The sequence below is a fragment of the Sulfurovum sp. MH2-6 genome, assembly GCF_058374785.1.
Window position 1 is genome coordinate 2,349,420 of the sequence record NZ_CM178170.1, and the last position, 16,607, is coordinate 2,366,026.

Consider the following 16,607-nt stretch of genomic DNA (forward strand, 5'->3'; position numbering starts at 1 on the left):
AACCTACCTCCTTATGCTGCCATAGGGCTTCTGAACTGCGGTTCTTCTTCGATTTTCTTAGAAGCCGTTATCGTCATAAACATATTGTATGCGAACAGAACAAACCCAGCTACATACAATACACCAGCAACTGCTCTGATCGTATAGTATGGGTGAAGTACTGTCACTGTATCGATAAATGAGTACATCAAGTTACCATACTCATCTACTGCTCTCCACATCATACCTTGTGTGATACCAGCGATCCACATAGAGGTAAAGTAAAGAACAACTGCAGTTGTCTGTACCCAGAATTGTGCTTCCATCATCTTCTTAGAGTAGATCTCTCTTTTGAACATTCTTGGAGCCATATGGAACAGTGCAGCCATGATCATGAATGCAACCCAACCAAGTACACCATCGTGAACGTGTCCAGGAATCCAGTCAGTAAAGTGTGCAATCGCATTTACAGATTTAATCGCTTGGATCGGTCCTTCAAGTGTTGAAAGCATATAGAATGTAGATGCAAGTACCATGAATTTGATCAGTGGGTTTTCAGTCAATTGATTCCACTCACCCTTCATTGTAAGAAGCATGTTGATCGCTGAACCCCAAGATGGAAGGATAAGTACTACAGAGAATACTGAACCCATTGTCTGCATCCAGTCAGGAACTGTAGACCAGATAAGGTGGTGTGAACCAGCCCAAAGGTAAACGAACATCAATCCCCAGAAAGAAAGAAGTGATAATTTATATGAATAAACTGCCTGTCCAGACTCTTTTGGAAGGAAGTAGTAAACCATAGCAACGATAGGCACAGTAAATACGAATGCAACCGCATTGTGTCCCCACCACCATTGAACTAGTGCATCATTTGTACCGGCATACATAGATACTGAGTGCATCATACTACCAAGTCCACCTGCTGCGAAATATGTAGGTACTTCCATGTTGTTAAATAGATAAAGCATTGCCACCCCTAGGAAACAGGCAATGTAATACCACATAGAAATATAAAGCGCTTTTTCTCTTCTCATACCGATAAGACCGAACATAGCCACACCCCAAAGTACCCAAACAACTACTGTCAGTACATCTAGCGGCCACTCCATCTGTGCGTATTCTTTATTTGCTGTTACTCCCATAAACAGTGTTACCACCATCCATGCTGCAAGGATAACGTATAGAACAAATTGTAGTTTCCCTACAGCCATCAAGAATGGCGATTCTGCAAAAGATACTTTCATTACCCTTTGAGCTGAATAGTAGAACGTTGCGAAAACTCCACTTACCGTGAAACCATAAATTACGACATTCGTATGTAATGGTCTGAGTCTTGAGAACGTACCATATTCCCCAAATAGATAGTTTAATTCAGGAAAAGCTAACTGTGCGGCAATTAGCGTCCCGATTAACATCCCAACAAGACCGAAGATAATTGCTGTATATGTAAACAATTTTGCGACGGTATAGTCATATTCCAATGCTGCGTTTGACTGCATGCATACCTCCTTATAAAATTTCATATGTTGTAAAAAGTCACAACATGCAACGACTATTATAGTGTTAAATTAATGTTAAATTACTTAAAGCTTATAGATAAAAGTTTCGATGATACAAAACGCCACAGTTTCCCAACCAGTGGGCATTTGGGGAGTTTTAATTGGACATAAAAAGTCTTAATTAGAGGGGGTTTTTACGTCGAAACTTTATAGGAGAAATATACTCTTATTTTTTTATCATGTCAAAAATAGCAGCAGAGTTTTAATGGGAGATAATAACTCTTAATTATATGGGTGGATTAGGTAGAAAGATGGCAGGGGATACGATATCCCCCTTCTTTTGATCATACCCGATATGGGCACTATCAGGCTTTGCCTTTTGCAGATTGTATAGAGTGGATATAGTCGTAGCTGATCTGAATTTTCTGTTCTTTCGGAAGATTTTGGATCACTCTCTCTACCATTGCTTCAAAATCACTGAAGAGATAGTTTGCCATTGAACCAGGGATCGGATTGATCTCATTGAGGTAGACCTCTCCCTCTATGACAAAGAAGTCACAGCGGATAATCGCCCCTTTAAAGAGTGGATCATAAATCTTTTTGAAAGTATTTTGTATTTTTGATTCAAGTTCCTTGTCGATATCGGCTGACAATACCTGAGAGTCACGGGAAAAATCCATGTACTTCTTCTCAAAGTCCAAAAACTCCTCTTTATGCGGTTCTTCTATGATGGAGAGTTCCCATTCACGTGTAAATGTACCTGCCTGGTTGTACTCTTTTACTCCCTCAACAAAGGGCTCAATGATCACATCCGTATCAAACTCAAAAGCGACATCCAGCGCATAATCAAGCTCTTCACTGTTTTTTACGATACTGACACCGATACTTGAACCAAGACGAACCGGCTTGACGATCACAGGATACTCCATCGTCAAGTTTCTCTTCTCATTTTTTGGGAGATGCTGATAGGCTACCGTTTTGACACCAAGATTCTCAGCAAGGAACTTCGTATAAAGTTTGTTGTAGCTCAATGCAGACGCTTCCAGTCTCGGAGAGATAAACGGAATGTTATAGAACTCCATGAGTGATGCGATCTTTCCGTCTTCACCGTCTCTTCCATGGATCAGATTCAACAGCGCATCAAAACCAAGCTCTTTGGAACCGAACATACCTTCGATGTAGAATGCCCCGCTTTTTAAAACAAGTTTTTTGGACTTTTTATATGCACCGGAACTGAAAAAATTGGATTTCATCTTTTCCGGTTCGATCAGATAAAATTGGCGCTCAGCATCGATAAAGATAAAAGAGAGTTCCGTCTTTTTAAAGACTTTTTTCATCGTAATCGCTGAGACGATACTGATCTCATGCTCATAGGTAGAGCCACCAAAAAGAATTGCTAATTTCATACTTCTCTCTTTTATACATTAATGCCGGGGTACCGATACCCCAAAGCTATCATCCATCAAAGTATCGCAAAGCGATACTTTCCATACCTGCTACTTACTACCTGCTATCTACTACCTATTTTAGCATCTCTGCAAACTCTTGGAAGACATAAGCACTCTCATGAGGACCGGGACTTGCTTCCGGGTGGTGCTGCACTGACATGATCGGTGCATCTTTATACTTCACCCCTTCGATCGTATTGTCAAAAAGGTTGATATGTGTGATCTCTGCCACCTCTTCGATACTATTAGGCACGTTGTAGTTGTGGTTTTGTGCAGTGATCTCTACTGTACCGCTCTGCATATTCTTTACAGGGTGGTTACCGCCGTGTTGTCCAAACTGCAGTTTGAAGGTATCATATCCATGAGAGATAGAGAGAAGCTGATGCCCAAGACAGATACCGAACATCGGTACTTTTGCTGCGATGAGATCTCTAATCTTCTCCTGCTCCTCTTTAAGGATCAGCGGATCTCCAGGTCCATTCGACAAGAAGACACCATCGATCTCTTTGGCTTCAAATTTCTCAATGATCTCAGAAGAGGAGATACTGTTCGGAACAACTGTCACTTCCATTCCTGCATGGGTCAATTCGTTGAGGATATTACGCTTGATACCAAAGTCCAGTGCAATGATTTTTTTGCTAGTCTGAGGCTTTGCATAAGCAAACTCAGTCATATCATAACGTGCCTCTTGATGGACATACGGCTCTTTTGTACTCACCTGCTCGATATAGTTTACCTCTTCGATACGCGGTGAACTCTCCAAGACTTTTTTGAGCTCCTCCTGATCGTGGATCTCAGTAGAAGCCACCATCATCATAGCCCCCTCATCTCTGAGCGTTTTCGTGATGTATCTTGTATCGATATCCGTGATCCCGAGTACACCATGCTTTTTAAGAAGTTCCGCCAGTGTCTCTTCAGACCTGAAACTTGACGGTCTGTCCTGATAGTTACGTACGATGATCCCTTTGCAGTGCGCTTTACTGCTCTCCATATCCTGGGCATTACATCCCACATTACCTATCTCGGGCATCGTAAATGTCACAAACTGTCCTGCATACGATGGATCTGTCGCGATCTCCTGATATCCTGTCATCGATGTGTTAAATACACACTCTCCTACACTTGTACCCTCTGCACCGAAACTTTTCGCCTCAAGAAAGAGACCGTTTTCAAAATAGAGTGAGACTTTGTTCATTATAACATTCCTCTTTTAGCTAGTTCTTCCTGATACAGTCTCTCATAGAGCAGTTCATACTCTTGTGAACCCGGTATCACCTCTTTTTGCATATTCTTGATCTTGTTATAGACGATATCATCTATCTCTTCATACGCATTGGCAAACTCTTTAAATGATTTAAAGATCACGTTTTTAATCTGATTTTCATTGACATCATACTCTGCCAGGTAGTTCTCATAGAGTTCATCAAGAATCACGTGAGCCAGATCGTTGTATCTGTCATCATAGTTCATGATCACACCATACTCTGGAGCCAGTTTCTTTTTGATCATAAAGAAAAGCTGTCTCTCATCGGCATGCTGAAACTCGATCTCTTCATCATTCTCTGCCAAAATCGACTTCACCTTCTCATCCAATGCACGCTCTTTGGCAAGGTTCTCATCGATAATTTTTTTTGCAGCCTCTACCACTGCTTCTCTACCTTTTGGCATCGTTACAAAAGGAGCATTGGCAAGGTCGATACCGATCTTTGTGGCTATATATCCAGTCTGTTGTGGTTTAAGTCTCATATTACTCCTTATTTTTAAAATTATACCGCAACTCGAACAAAGTCCGAGCTACGTGCCCACGCTGAGTTTCTTTCAGCAGCCGGCCCATCATGCCGGTACAAATCTATCTTACGATCGTGTCATCTCTCTCAGGACTTGTTGAGATAATACCGATCTTTGTACCGATCATTGCTTCAAGTGCTGCGATGTAAGACTGTGCTGTCTCAGGCAGTTCCTCAAAACTTCTTGCCCCCTCGGTTTTCTCCCATCCAGGGAAGGTTTGGTAGACAGGTTTAGCATCTTCGAGATCATACGGTACATAATCAATCTCTTCACCTTCGACCTCGTAAGCCACACATACTTTGATCTCTTCAAAACCATCCAGTACATCCAGTTTCATCAAGGCAACCTGATCTGCACCGTTCACACGTACTGCATGACGCATGGCAACCGCATCAAACCATCCGCATCTTCTTGGACGTCCCGTAGTTGTACCGAACTCATGTCCGTTCTCTCTAAGCGTATCACCGTCTGTTCCAAGATCTTCACTCGGGAACGGACCGTTTCCTACTCTGGTACAGTATGCTTTTGCAATACCTGTTACTTTACCGATATCTTTAGGGTTGAGTCCCAGGCCGGAACACGCCCCTGCACTCACCGTTGTCGATGATGTAACATACGGATATGTACCATGGTCGATATCCAACATCGTACCCTGAGCACCCTCCAGTAAGACTTTTTTATCCTCATCAAGGATCTCCCATACCATCTTTGTCGTATCAACGATATAGTTTCCAAGTGCCTCTTTATACTCGTTCAACTCTGCAAGCAAGGTATCTCTGTTTGGCATCTCTACGCCCATCGCATCAAAGATCGGCTTATTCATCTCAAAGAACTCAATGATTTTATCCGCAAGTTTTTCAGGGTGGTGCAGTTCGCCCAGTCTGTGACCTACACGCGCGATCTTATCTCCGTACGCAGGTCCGATACCTTTTCCTGTCGTACCGATTGCTTTGTCACCTTTCATACGCTCTCTTGCCTGGTCGATCAGCGCATGGTATGGAAGCAGTACATGTGCCTTGTCAGAGAGGAAAAGACGTCCTTCAAGATTCTCAAACTGACTCATCTCTTTGATAAAGTCTTTCGGCGAAATAACTACACCGTTTCCTACGATATTTTTTGCATTTGGATTGAGTACGCCTGATGGGATCAGGTGAAGCGCATACTTCTTTCCATCCAGTACGATCGTATGTCCTGCATTATGCCCCCCTGCAAAACGACACACATAGTCATGTGTTTGTGCCATATGGTCAACAATCTTACCTTTTCCTTCATCTCCCCACTGGAGACCTACGATCAAATCTGCTTTACTACTCACTTACATACCTTTACTTATTTTACTTGCGATACACTCATCGGTATAGAGTGCAAACCCTGCCGCTTCCACACCGTCTATACTGTATGTGCCGCCTGTTGCGATCAACGCATTATCTTCAAACATTCTAAATGTCAATGAATCATAGTATCTCATCTTCGCATAAAATAGCGGAGCGACTACCACTTTAGCATACTCGATGCCGGAAGCAGCCTCTCTTATCTTTTCGAGCTCCTCTTTGATATCATGAGGGAAAAGACTAAGATCATCCAACTCCTCTACCCTATGCATCTTGACTAGCTGTTCGATCCACGGCAATTCGGCTTTCATGATCTGCTCTATATGCATCGATTTGAGTACTTCAAGACTCACACCGTACTTCTCATTGAGAAGATGAGGAATACGGATATTTGAGATCTGCATAATCGGTGCCTCATCCAGTTTCTGAAGAAGCGTTGCAGTGGTCTGCGCAACTTCCACAAAATCCCCATTGATGATCTCGGCACCGATCTGGTACTGCTCTTTGGTTGCAAAAGTAACGATCGGCTGGATATAAAACCATTTTTTAGACTCGGTACTGCGACCCAGTCTTTTTGTAACGATACGTACGACATCTGCTGCAGAATCGGCACGCAGTGTCACTTCATTATTGCTTGCATCATTCAGTCTGACCAACGGTGTTTTCTCATCAAATGCATCATGTTGATGATAAGAAAAGAGCGGTGTTACGATCTCTTCAAATCCAAGTGATTCCAATGTTTCGCTTGCAGTGGCTTCAATCTGACGTTTGATCTTTGCACTGGTTCCGAAATAGAGACGGCTTCCGCTTGGTATCTCATGTTCAAATATCATAACTTCTACGCCTTGTAATAGGTTTCATTAAACACACGGCTTGCTGTACCGTCAAACGTACGTCTACCTAATTCATCAAGTGCCAACTCGATACTGTTTACTACCCATGCAGACTCATACACCGGGATCAATCCCATCTGGTTGATACGGAAGATCTTCCCTTTGAGGTGATCCTGACCACCTGCCATATTGACCCCGTATTTGGTCTTAAGCAGCTTACGGATCGGCTCGGCATCCTCGTCGAATACAGTACTCATCGAGAGTGCCGGAGTCTGCGGATACATTTCAAAACCGATCGCCTCAAGCGCCGCCTGTGTAGCCTTCGCTCTTTTTGCTGTCGCTTCGTAGAGTGCATCAAAGCCCTCTTTTTCGATCTCATCAAAGATCGCATTGAGACCGATGATCAATGTCGTTGCCGCAGTATACGCTGTCGTGTTTTGCTGCTGTTTCTTGATCTCGCTTGCAAGGTTGAAGTAGTAGTCTTTTCCTTCACCGATCTTCTCTACTGCTGCATTGCTCAATCCGATCATTGCAAGTCCCGGAGGAAGCATCAATGCCTTCTGACTTCCCGTCACCAATGCATCGATATTGGTCACATCGATAGGCTCGACACCTACCGCAGTGATCCCGTCAGCCACAACCATGATCGAAGCATCTACCGACTTGATATAGGCAGCGATCTCTTCAACCGGGTGACGCAGTCCCCCCGCACTCTCACTCACCTGAATGAACATCGCATCGATATCAGGGTTGGCAGCCAAAGCCTCTTTGACATCGTCAAGACTAGCCGGCGTATTCCACTCGTATTTTAGCTCTACAAGTTCTTTCCCCATGCTCTTAACGATCTTTCCAAAACGCTCACCAAATTTTCCAGCATTGACTGTCAACGCTTTTTTCTCACATAGGTTGAGCACACACGCTTGCATCGCACCTGTACCGGAACTTGCCAGCATCACACACTCATCCATGCCATAGAGCTTCATCAAACGCTCTCTGGCCTCTTTGAAGATCGCTTCAAATTCAGGAGTTCTGTGGTGCAGTGTCGGTGTCGCCATCGCTTGACGTACTGATTCGGGTACCGGTGTCGGTCCAGGAGTAAAAAGTAGCATAATCATCCTCTTAAATAACCGCTTTTATCACGGCATAATTGCTTGCGATTATAGCCAAAATGAGGTTAGAGGATGTTTTTGAAATTTATGGTAAATCTATTTTTACCCTCACCGTAACTGTATTCAAGGCCCATACTGTGCATGTTTAGCACCTCTTTTACGATATATAATCCCAAGCCAAAACCTGATCCGTTACTGTTTTTTTTATCTGAAAAAGCTTCCAGATATGCCTTAAAATCACCCTTCAAAGGCTCTCCTTCACTCACAAAAGAGAGGCTGTTATCCTCATAGATTATCTCCAGGTTTTGCCCATATTTCAAAGCATTATCGATCAGATTTTTAAATACGATACTCATCGATGAAAAGTCTGCAAAAATTGTTTGGTCCGTGACATTTGTCTCTATCGTTTGATCCAGATATAAAAAGTCTTTTGCCTCATCGATCAGGTCAATAATACGGAGTTCTTTTTTGGATAGGATATAGTTCTCCGAGGTGATCTGTTCAACCTGTGCCAACTCTTTCAGTAAAGAAGCAAGCCTGGAGAAAATCGCATCCAGCATCGATTTGGTTTTGGGGTCGTCAACGATCTCTGTAAGGATCTTTCCTTTGGTTACCGGGGTGTTGAGTTCATGAAAAAGATTACGGATAAAGAGCTTGCGTGAACTTGAAAGTTGCTGGATTTTGGAGACAGACCTGTAAAAGGCATTGGAGACCAGGGAGATCTCATCATTTTTATCTGAAAAAGTGTACTTCGTTAATGCCCCTTCACCGTACTGTTCGATATCTTGTTGCAGTGTTTTCAACGGCACAAGGGCTTTCCTAAGCAAAATATACATACTGACCAGTAACAAAATCGTACCCAGCATTACCAACAGCGGTACAAAAAAACGCTCCCAGTATGCCCTGTCGTCTCTGAGAAGAAGATTGATACGGTGATTTTCAAGCGAAAGATACATATGCCCCTGATATCGTATGAGCCTTCCTCTTTTGGGAAGTGCATGTATCTGTTCAAATCCTGAATTTTGCCTGAGGATCTCTTCTTTCTCTTCACCCGTGATTTGGGTAAGTTGCAACTCTTCAAAGAGCTTTAGGGGATCCTGCTGGGTGATCCTGTACTCATGCATAATGATTCTGCCTTTGAAGAGAAGATCACTCCTCTCTTTTTTGGCGATATGCAGTATAAAAGAGCCGCCTGCGATCAACGTCGCAAAGAGGGCGATGATAAACAGAATATTCAATTTAAAAAAAAGAGAGTGCCGGTTCATCTACGCTCCAATATACTTATACCCTATACCACGGATAGACTTGATATATCTGGGATTTTTGATATCATCCCCGATCTTCTGACGGATTCGGCTGATGATCACATCGATACTTCGATCACTGCTCTGCCATTTAACGGCATTGATGCTGTTGACGATAAATTCACGGCTTACTACCTGATGTTTTTTCTCCAGTAGAAGCGAAAAAATCTCATACTCGGCAAGGGTGAGGTCAAGTACTTCACCCTCCTGTGTAATCTGCATTTTCACCTTGTCAACCTTGAACTCTTCCTCTTTGGAATGAAAAGAGAATCTGTCATAACGCTTGATGGTTGCCTGGATCCTTGCGACAAGCTCTCTGGGTTCGTAGGGTTTGGCGATATAGTCATCTGCTCCTACATCAAAAGCCACGACCTTATCGCTGACATCGGCACGGGCTGTAGAGATGATTACGGGAAGGTTGGGATAATCGGTTTTGATATGTTTGCACAGTTCAAGACCATCCATCTCCGGAAGTCCCAAGTCAAGCAGTACCAGATCATACTGTTCGATCTTCAACTTTTCAAGTGCCACTCTCGGCAAGGAGACGGAAAAGACCTCTATACCATATTTGGCAAGGTACGCTTCCAAAAGCTCAGTGATCTGAGCATCATCCTCTACCATCAAAATACGAGACATCTCTCTTCCTCATGCTTAACTTTTAGATAATTGTATCCACTTTTCTCTTTGCGCTGGAGTGAGGATAGTAAAGATCTTCTCCATTCTCTCGGCTCTTTTTTCCATCATCGCTTCACGGCGTTTTTCCCTCATCTTCTCTCTCTGCTCCATTCTCTCTTTCATGGCAGCTTTAAATGCCTCTTTATCAAATTTCTCGGCTGACATAAAGTCACTGAGATCAACGTTTCTCTGCCTCTTGCCTCTTTGCTCTTTCATCGCTTTTCGCTCTGCTCTCTGTGTCTCTCTGAATGCCCGAAGCTCTTCTTTTTGTGCCGCTGTAAGATCAAGCTGACGTAAGGTTCTGTAGAGGTCATCTCTCTTCTTATGATGTTTACCTTTAGTGTATTTGCATGATTTCATATTTTTGTAACCTTGACAAGCGTGCATACCCTTAGAATCTTGACATGGTTGCATATCCGGCCCCATAGCCATAAGTGTCGAACTCAAACCGACTGTTGCAATCATTGCGATCATAGTTTTTTTCATTTTCTATCCTTTATAAAAGTATTCTATCTCTATCTCTTGAGATACTACAATCATAAAAGAGTTATGTAAATTTTGTGTCAATGTTTTGTGAACAAGTGTAAATAACGTAGAGGGGGATAAAGCTGCCAGAGTAAACGAGTACTCCAAAAGGTATGCAAGAGGAAGCTCTTACATACTATAAGCTATTGAAATTGAAGTAAAAATCCGACTTCGACATCCTGCCATGTTTTACCTGCATGCAGGTCATAACACGCTTTATTGATCCCCTTGAGTGAGGGGAGCATATCAAAATCACCCAGATCGATATATCCTTTTGCGATCACCCTGTTCTCTTCTGCCTTATAGAGCATAGGAACAATTACGCGCTTGCTGTTCATTGTGATCTCAACTTCCAAAGCGTCAGGTTTGACAGAAATGATCTTCGCCTCGATCACGTGTGTGAACTGAACATAAAAGAAGTCACTTAGCAGTTTTTTATCTCTCTCTGCATTTCCGCTGTTGACGCTCTTGGTTTGAATCTTCACGCTTAACCCGGTCAACATCTCTTCAATGTTCTCTGCCGATCTATTACCGGCAATTTCTACCGTATCGAAGCTACCGCTTACACCCGATTTTGCCGCTGTTTTAAATGCCGTAAACCCTACTTCGACACTGCTGACTTCATATCCGAACAGTGTCAAACTTATCATCAAAAATGCGATCAAACTTTTTTTCATCATTACCCCCTTCTGTCTTCTTGAAAGTAACTATTGTATGTGCTTCATCTCAAAGTAGGTTGAGTTAACGACCTACACTAATCCAAAACGACCGTCTCCTGCCCGATCTCTTTGTATCTCGTATAGTAATGCTCGACAAAGGCTCTGATCTTTTCATCCACAGGCAGGAAGACACCATCGAGTTTTTCAGCATAATCACCAAGGTACCCGTACGCATCCTTTTTGTCAAGATAGTGTTTTGCCAGTTTTTCATACGCGGCAATATAGGCCTCTTTCATCGCATCGTATCTGCCATAATCGATCCGGATCTGATCATCATACGTGATCACTCCCGATCCAAAGAGGATATCAAGGTGGATCAACCCCTCACAATAGTAAGGGAGAACTTCTCCGACTTCTCTCCATGCCATCAATCCCACTGCCCTGGAGACCAGATCGTCTACGACATGCTGTTTCATCTCCTCTTTCTCATTATGGAAAAAGGCCATGAGCCCGCCTGTAGTCGCTTTGAACTCTTCGATGTTTTTAAACTGTCCTGTACCGTTCATCTTCATTTCGGTATCGCTGTCGATCCAGAGGATATGGCCAAACTCATGTCCTATCGTTGAGATATCATAGATCTCGTGCCACAGTTCAGGATTTTCAGAGATCAGTGCACGCTGTGACTTCACAAACGCCTCACCGAAAGTCTCTACACCAAGCTTCATCACCGGTTTGCTCTTTTTGGACTCCATGACAAAATCTGCATAGGCGAAGATCTTTTTGCCAAGCTCTGCAGAGACCTGTTCATCATTCGGTACCACCTGTGCAGAGAAGAGTCCGTTAAACTCCGCTCCGTAGTAGAGTACCGGCTGCCCGATATAGAGCTGTGTCTCTTCTACCTGAGTGATATTTTTATCGATGATCCTGTCTGCATCTTCTCCACCTATCTTTCCTGCCATCTCTTTTGAGAAGGCACTGATATTTTCCCTGGTATGTGAACTTGTCTGCAACCTAGGGTTGACGATACGAAGATCCCACTCAAGCGCAACTGCTTTTCGGTAGTGATCTTCATAGTACTCAAGAGGGTGTCCTATCTGTATCGGAGTGGTGACTTTCATCCAGGCCCTGTCCACATTGGCCCAATAGGTAATAAGTTCGTCAGGGTTGGTATGCCCGAATGCATCATAGATCGTACCCAGATACTCCAGCCATGCCTCTTTCTGATCATAGACCTCATCTTCCAGAGTGCTCAGCTCATCGATAAAGAGTTTCAGTGCATCACGGATCTGCTCCACCTCTTCTTTAAATGCTTCGGCATAGGCCACACGTTTATAACTGCCGTCTTTTTGCTGATGCAGTACCGAATAGCAGCGGTCTCCCACTTCACCCGTACTATCCAGATCAAGCAGGTTATCACTCTGCAACTTTTCAAAGATCTGCTCCTCATCACCGTTGAAGAGCTCAAAAAGATCCCGGTTGACCCCGTTGATGATATGTGCAGTCCATGCACTTTGCCATCCGCTTATCGCTGCTCCCACCGCATCAACCCCGGAGATGATCGTACGATAGAACGGAGTGAGGAGCTTTTTATCATTGATCCAGGTGATCAGGCCCTGGTGGCGCTCAAGATGGAAGTTGCTTACGAACATATAGGCCTGCTCTTTCTTATCCAGGATCTCTGTCTGCGTCAAGCCGCTTTTTTGCAAGACCTGTTCCAGTGCATCTTCACGCAGACTTACGATACGTGTCAATGCCGCCATGATATTCTCTTTTGTATCTTGCAGCTCCAGATCGGAGAGAAAGGCATCTACAACCTTTCCAGCTTCGGTATGACCACCCTCCAAAAGTCTGTAATACCCATTCAGTTCGTCTTGTCTCTTCTGCAGCTCATCATAGATTAACTGCAGGTCTTCTTCAAATTTTTTATTTTCCATCTTCCCCTCCTCTGATTTTTTTAACATAGATTATTTATCTTTCAACATTTTGATGATCGGCTTTGCAAGCTCCATGGCCTGCCCGCGGTGGGAGATCTTCTTTTTCGTCTCATCATCCAATTCACCCAGCGTCTTATCAAAACCGGCCGGGATGAACATCGGATCATAACCGAATCCTTTCTCTCCTCTTGCTTCATCGATCACCTCACCATGCATCCATCCATGCACTACATACTCACCATATTTGCTGACGATAGCGATCGCAGCCGTATAGTATGCAGGAGTACGCTTCAAGCCTTTTGCTTTGACCGCATCGATAAGTTTATAGAGATTATCCTTATCCGTTACTGCTCTCTCTTTGATATCTTCCTGTGCATAGCGTGCCGAATAGATACCCGGCGCACCGTCCAGTACAGGTAACGAGATACCGCTGTCATCAGAGATTACCAGGTAGTCTTCTCCCAGTTTTTCATAGATCGTACGGGCTTTGATCAGTGCATTCTCTGCAAAAGTCTTTCCCGTCTCTTCGATCTCAAACGCTCCCAAAAGATCAGAAAACGGTGTGATCTCTGCCTCACACATCTGCTTGAACTCTCGCAATTTTCCTTTGTTTCCCGTCGCCAATACCAGCTTCATTAAAAAGTTACTCCTCATCAGGCAATATCTATTAAAATTTTATCATCTTTTCTTAACTATATCATTATATAATAAGAGTAAAATTATCCTTATTTAGAGGATTTCCGAGGTTATTGTATGTTTAAACAGATATTCCCGCTCAGCTCTATCGTTGCCCTGCGCTTTTTTGGACTCTTTATCGTTCTTCCGGTACTTTCTGTCTATGCTCTCGAGATGGAGGGTGCCACGGCATTTCTAGCCGGTGTGGTTGTAGGTGGATATGCACTTACCCAGGCGCTTTTCCAGGTACCTTTTGGACTGATGAGCGACAAACTGGGAAGGAAAAAAACCCTGCTGTTCGGACTGATCATCTTTATTATCGGATCAGTGATCTGTGCACTCAGTGATGATATCTATACTTTGATGCTCGGACGTTTCCTGCAGGGTGCAGGGGCGATCGGATCGGTGGTATCAGCGATGATCGCTGACCTGGTAAAAGAGGAGCAGAGAGCGCATGCGATGGCGATCATGGGTGGAACCATCGCAATGAGTTTTGCCGCGGCGATGATCATCGCACCGATCGTTGGAGGTAACTGGGGGATCGACAAGCTCTTCTGGCTCACTGCGATACTCTCTCTCATGGCGATCGGTATCCTCTTTACTGCCGTCCCCCAGCCTCCAAAGATCGTTCACTCTTATGCAGAGGAGGAGTCCAAAATGATAGATGTCTTCAAGGACAAGTCCCTGACCCGTATGTATATCACTTTCCTCTTCCACTCTTCGATCATGACAATGGCCTTCTTTATCATCCCACTCGTGATGACACAAAGTCTTGCGGATGGTGGATTCGGATGGGAGAAAGCCGAACTCTGGAAGGTCTATCTCCCCGCGATGATCTTCGGACTGCTCTCGATGGGTCCTGCTGCAGTCTTCGGAGAGAAGTACGGGAAAGGCCGTCAGGTCTTTATGGTCTCGGTAGCCGTGATCTTCCTCGGCTTTATCGCGATGGGATATGCAACCTCGCCATGGCTCTTTATCGTCGGCGTGGTGCTCTTCTTTATCGGGTTCAATATGTTCGAACCGCTGCTGCAAAGTTTTGTGAGCAAGTTTGCCAAAGTCCACCAGAAAGGTGCAGCGCTCGGTGTGGCAAACACTTTTTCCTATATCGGTATCTTCCTTGGCGGTCTTCTCGCGGGATATGTGATGGACCACTACGACAGGGGGGCACTGGCACTGATGGTTGCGATCCTCAGTGCAATGTGGTTTGTCTGGGTCATGACGATGCCAAACCCGAATAACCGTGGAAACGTCTACCTCCCGCTGGACATCTTCGATAGAGAAAAGGTCGCTGCCCTGACAGAGCACGAAGCGATCGTGGAGAGCTATATCAACGAGACGGAGAACATTGCGGTAGTGAAGTACGAGAAGGACCTAATCGATGAGGATGAAGTGAGAGGATTACTGAGTTAATCCTCTTGCTCCCAAATTGTGATCTCAAGTTTTTCTTTCGTTCCCACGATTTTCGTGGGAATGTATATGACAGTATAGCCATCCAACAGATTTTAGCATATCGTATTGGAGTATAGATTAGCACGTGCAACGTGGGAACCAAATAAAAACTATTCAATGCAGTACGAACAGTAGGGTGGGAGCATCCCACCATTATGGTGGATTTCATCCACCCTACAGCTTGCACTTCCCCATCCGTTCTTGGTGAGCTTGTCGAACCATTCCAACAAATATATCCTTCGACAAGCTCAGGGTGAACGGAAACTCTAAACTCCCCGTTGTCAGACACAAAGATGGAAATATATACTACTTTTTACCCTCGTTACGTCTCTCTGAGGCGTAATGCATACCTGAGTCCAGTATACTTTTTTGTCATTGTCCATCGTTAGATGGTATGTAAATTGAAGAGGCTTGACTTGCATCTAATGATAGGTTTCAGATGAGTTTAGAAAATAGAGTGATGCAGGCATTACACCTTGGGAAAGGTGTAACGAAGAACGCATTTGTCGTAGGGTGGGAGCATCCCACCATTATGGTGGATTTCATCCACCCTACGGCCGCTGTAGCTCTGTCATTGCCAAACAATATATCATCATCTCAAGAGGCGTTTGGCAGTACCAAACCTGCGACTCAACGAGATATAAATTTACCAGGTTTTATTTCCATCTATCGATGGGTTTCATATCAATTTTGCATATAGTATCTCTATTCCTTTGTAATGATACTTACGATCTTAAAAGGAGAAGTTCCGTTCTTTTTGGCTAGCTCCATCAGTGAAGTTTCATGGCTAAACGACAGGTTGGATTGCTTCAATTTAAGTTCAGCTGTTACCATATCTGAACCGAGAATAGCAACTGCATCTTCAATGGGAGAGGATAAAACCGCTTCAATCATGATCTTTTTCGGGTTTTCTCCTTGAGATGAAGCCGTAGCGATAAACCCCATCGCAGTGACCAAAGTAATCATCACAGCCGATACAAATACCTTTTTACTGAAATAACGTTTCATACTGTTCCAGTTATAGAATACGTGGAACAGCACTACCGCAACAAATACCAACCCAAGTATCTCATGCATATTTTTTGTAAATGTATCCAAAATATGAAAATACATCATCACACCGGTAATCCCCATTATCAGAAACAGTGTTGCGGTAAATGATGTTGCCATCTCTCTTTTTGTATTTCTTGTCATAAAATTCTCCTTTGAAATTACTCTGTTCAATTGCCTACATCTATGTTATAGTGTAGAAAAAGTTTGTAACTAGAGTATGAACGTATTGTTAATGGATGTAAATACGACTCACTATCAGCGCTATATTGCATCAAATAAACTTCCGGCTTTGCCCTGATCAAAATAGCCATGGCAATCTTATAACATATTCTCTATCAGAATA

At 43.7% G+C, this 16,607-nt stretch carries 15 protein-coding genes; 1 reads left to right on the forward strand and 14 read right to left on the reverse strand.

Going from position 1 to position 16,607, the window contains the following annotated elements; genetic code table 11:
- Positions 1-11: 11 nt before the first annotated feature.
- From ccoN to rdgB, 13 genes are all read right to left on the reverse strand, one after another.
- On the reverse strand, positions 12-1,481 hold the full coding sequence (gene ccoN, locus AC4JOV_RS11950; protein ID WP_229937355.1) for a cytochrome-c oxidase, cbb3-type subunit I: 1,470 nt from the start codon (positions 1,479-1,481) through the stop codon (positions 12-14).
- A 365-nt stretch (positions 1,482-1,846) separates the two neighbouring features.
- Positions 1,847-2,887: a D-alanine--D-alanine ligase gene (locus tag AC4JOV_RS11955; RefSeq protein WP_229937354.1), complete on the reverse strand. Its 1,041-nt coding sequence runs from the start codon at positions 2,885-2,887 to the stop codon at positions 1,847-1,849.
- Between the two features lie 115 nt (positions 2,888-3,002).
- Positions 3,003-4,124, reverse strand: a complete 1,122-nt coding sequence (gene carA, locus AC4JOV_RS11960) for a glutamine-hydrolyzing carbamoyl-phosphate synthase small subunit (RefSeq protein ID WP_229937353.1) — start codon at positions 4,122-4,124, stop codon at positions 3,003-3,005.
- Positions 4,124-4,675, reverse strand: coding sequence for a DUF507 family protein (locus AC4JOV_RS11965; protein ID WP_229937352.1), 552 nt, complete (start codon positions 4,673-4,675; stop codon positions 4,124-4,126). The genes carA and AC4JOV_RS11965 overlap by 1 nt, the downstream gene beginning before the upstream one ends.
- Positions 4,676-4,778: 103 nt before the next feature.
- Positions 4,779-6,032, reverse strand: a complete 1,254-nt coding sequence (locus AC4JOV_RS11970; RefSeq protein ID WP_229937351.1) for an adenylosuccinate synthase — start codon at positions 6,030-6,032, stop codon at positions 4,779-4,781.
- A complete protein-coding gene (locus AC4JOV_RS11975; RefSeq protein ID WP_229937350.1) occupies positions 6,033-6,881 on the reverse strand; it encodes an ATP phosphoribosyltransferase regulatory subunit in 849 nt (282 codons plus the stop codon).
- A 5-nt stretch (positions 6,882-6,886) separates the two neighbouring features.
- Complete coding sequence (locus AC4JOV_RS11980) at positions 6,887-7,990, reverse strand: pyridoxal-phosphate-dependent aminotransferase family protein (protein WP_229937349.1); 1,104 nt, start codon at positions 7,988-7,990, stop codon at positions 6,887-6,889.
- A gap of 65 nt (positions 7,991-8,055) precedes the next feature.
- Positions 8,056-9,255, reverse strand: coding sequence for an ArsS family sensor histidine kinase (locus tag AC4JOV_RS11985; RefSeq protein WP_229937348.1), 1,200 nt, complete (start codon positions 9,253-9,255; stop codon positions 8,056-8,058).
- Complete coding sequence (locus AC4JOV_RS11990; protein ID WP_229937347.1) at positions 9,256-9,930, reverse strand: response regulator transcription factor; 675 nt, start codon at positions 9,928-9,930, stop codon at positions 9,256-9,258. It lies immediately after the preceding gene.
- A 15-nt stretch (positions 9,931-9,945) separates the two neighbouring features.
- A complete protein-coding gene (locus tag AC4JOV_RS11995) occupies positions 9,946-10,455 on the reverse strand; it encodes a Spy/CpxP family protein refolding chaperone (RefSeq protein ID WP_229937346.1) in 510 nt (169 codons plus the stop codon).
- A 182-nt stretch (positions 10,456-10,637) separates the two neighbouring features.
- Positions 10,638-11,171 (reverse strand): YceI family protein, encoded by a 534-nt coding sequence (locus AC4JOV_RS12000; RefSeq protein ID WP_229937345.1) that lies wholly within the window; start codon positions 11,169-11,171, stop codon positions 10,638-10,640.
- 77 nt (positions 11,172-11,248) lie between these two features.
- Positions 11,249-13,087, reverse strand: a complete 1,839-nt coding sequence (gene ciaB / locus AC4JOV_RS12005) for an invasion protein CiaB (RefSeq protein WP_229937344.1) — start codon at positions 13,085-13,087, stop codon at positions 11,249-11,251.
- 30 nt (positions 13,088-13,117) lie between these two features.
- The gene (rdgB, locus tag AC4JOV_RS12010) at positions 13,118-13,723 is read right to left on the reverse strand and encodes an RdgB/HAM1 family non-canonical purine NTP pyrophosphatase (protein WP_229937343.1); all 606 of its coding nucleotides are present in this window, start codon (positions 13,721-13,723) and stop codon (positions 13,118-13,120) included.
- Positions 13,724-13,840: 117 nt separating this feature from the next.
- Here rdgB and AC4JOV_RS12015 point away from each other — a divergent pair, with 117 nt between their 5' ends.
- On the forward strand, positions 13,841-15,172 hold the full coding sequence (locus AC4JOV_RS12015; protein ID WP_229937342.1) for an MFS transporter: 1,332 nt from the start codon (positions 13,841-13,843) through the stop codon (positions 15,170-15,172).
- Positions 15,173-15,916: 744 nt separating this feature from the next.
- Here the strand turns inward: AC4JOV_RS12015 and AC4JOV_RS12020 are convergent.
- On the reverse strand, positions 15,917-16,405 hold the full coding sequence (locus AC4JOV_RS12020; protein ID WP_229937341.1) for a DUF4405 domain-containing protein: 489 nt from the start codon (positions 16,403-16,405) through the stop codon (positions 15,917-15,919).
- Between the last annotated feature and the right edge of the window lie 202 nt (positions 16,406-16,607).

Coding starts and splice junctions, on each gene's coding strand:
- ciaB (WP_229937344.1), bottom strand. CDS start 13,087: ATGGAAAATAAAAAATTTGAAGAAGACCTGCAGTTAATCTATGATGAG.
- AC4JOV_RS11985 (WP_229937348.1), bottom strand. CDS start 9,255: ATGAACCGGCACTCTCTTTTTTTTAAATTGAATATTCTGTTTATCATC.
- AC4JOV_RS11975 (WP_229937350.1), bottom strand. CDS start 6,881: ATGATATTTGAACATGAGATACCAAGCGGAAGCCGTCTCTATTTCGGA.
- AC4JOV_RS11965 (WP_229937352.1), bottom strand. CDS start 4,675: ATGAGACTTAAACCACAACAGACTGGATATATAGCCACAAAGATCGGT.
- AC4JOV_RS11980 (WP_229937349.1), bottom strand. CDS start 7,990: ATGCTACTTTTTACTCCTGGACCGACACCGGTACCCGAATCAGTACGT.
- rdgB (WP_229937343.1), bottom strand. CDS start 13,723: ATGAAGCTGGTATTGGCGACGGGAAACAAAGGAAAATTGCGAGAGTTC.
- AC4JOV_RS11990 (WP_229937347.1), bottom strand. CDS start 9,930: ATGTCTCGTATTTTGATGGTAGAGGATGATGCTCAGATCACTGAGCTT.
- AC4JOV_RS12000 (WP_229937345.1), bottom strand. CDS start 11,171: ATGAAAAAAAGTTTGATCGCATTTTTGATGATAAGTTTGACACTGTTC.
- AC4JOV_RS11955 (WP_229937354.1), bottom strand. CDS start 2,887: ATGAAATTAGCAATTCTTTTTGGTGGCTCTACCTATGAGCATGAGATC.
- AC4JOV_RS11995 (WP_229937346.1), bottom strand. CDS start 10,455: ATGAAAAAAACTATGATCGCAATGATTGCAACAGTCGGTTTGAGTTCG.
- ccoN (WP_229937355.1), bottom strand. CDS start 1,481: ATGCAGTCAAACGCAGCATTGGAATATGACTATACCGTCGCAAAATTG.
- AC4JOV_RS12020 (WP_229937341.1), bottom strand. CDS start 16,405: ATGACAAGAAATACAAAAAGAGAGATGGCAACATCATTTACCGCAACA.
- AC4JOV_RS12015 (WP_229937342.1), top strand. CDS start 13,841: ATGTTTAAACAGATATTCCCGCTCAGCTCTATCGTTGCCCTGCGCTTT.
- carA (WP_229937353.1), bottom strand. CDS start 4,124: ATGAACAAAGTCTCACTCTATTTTGAAAACGGTCTCTTTCTTGAGGCG.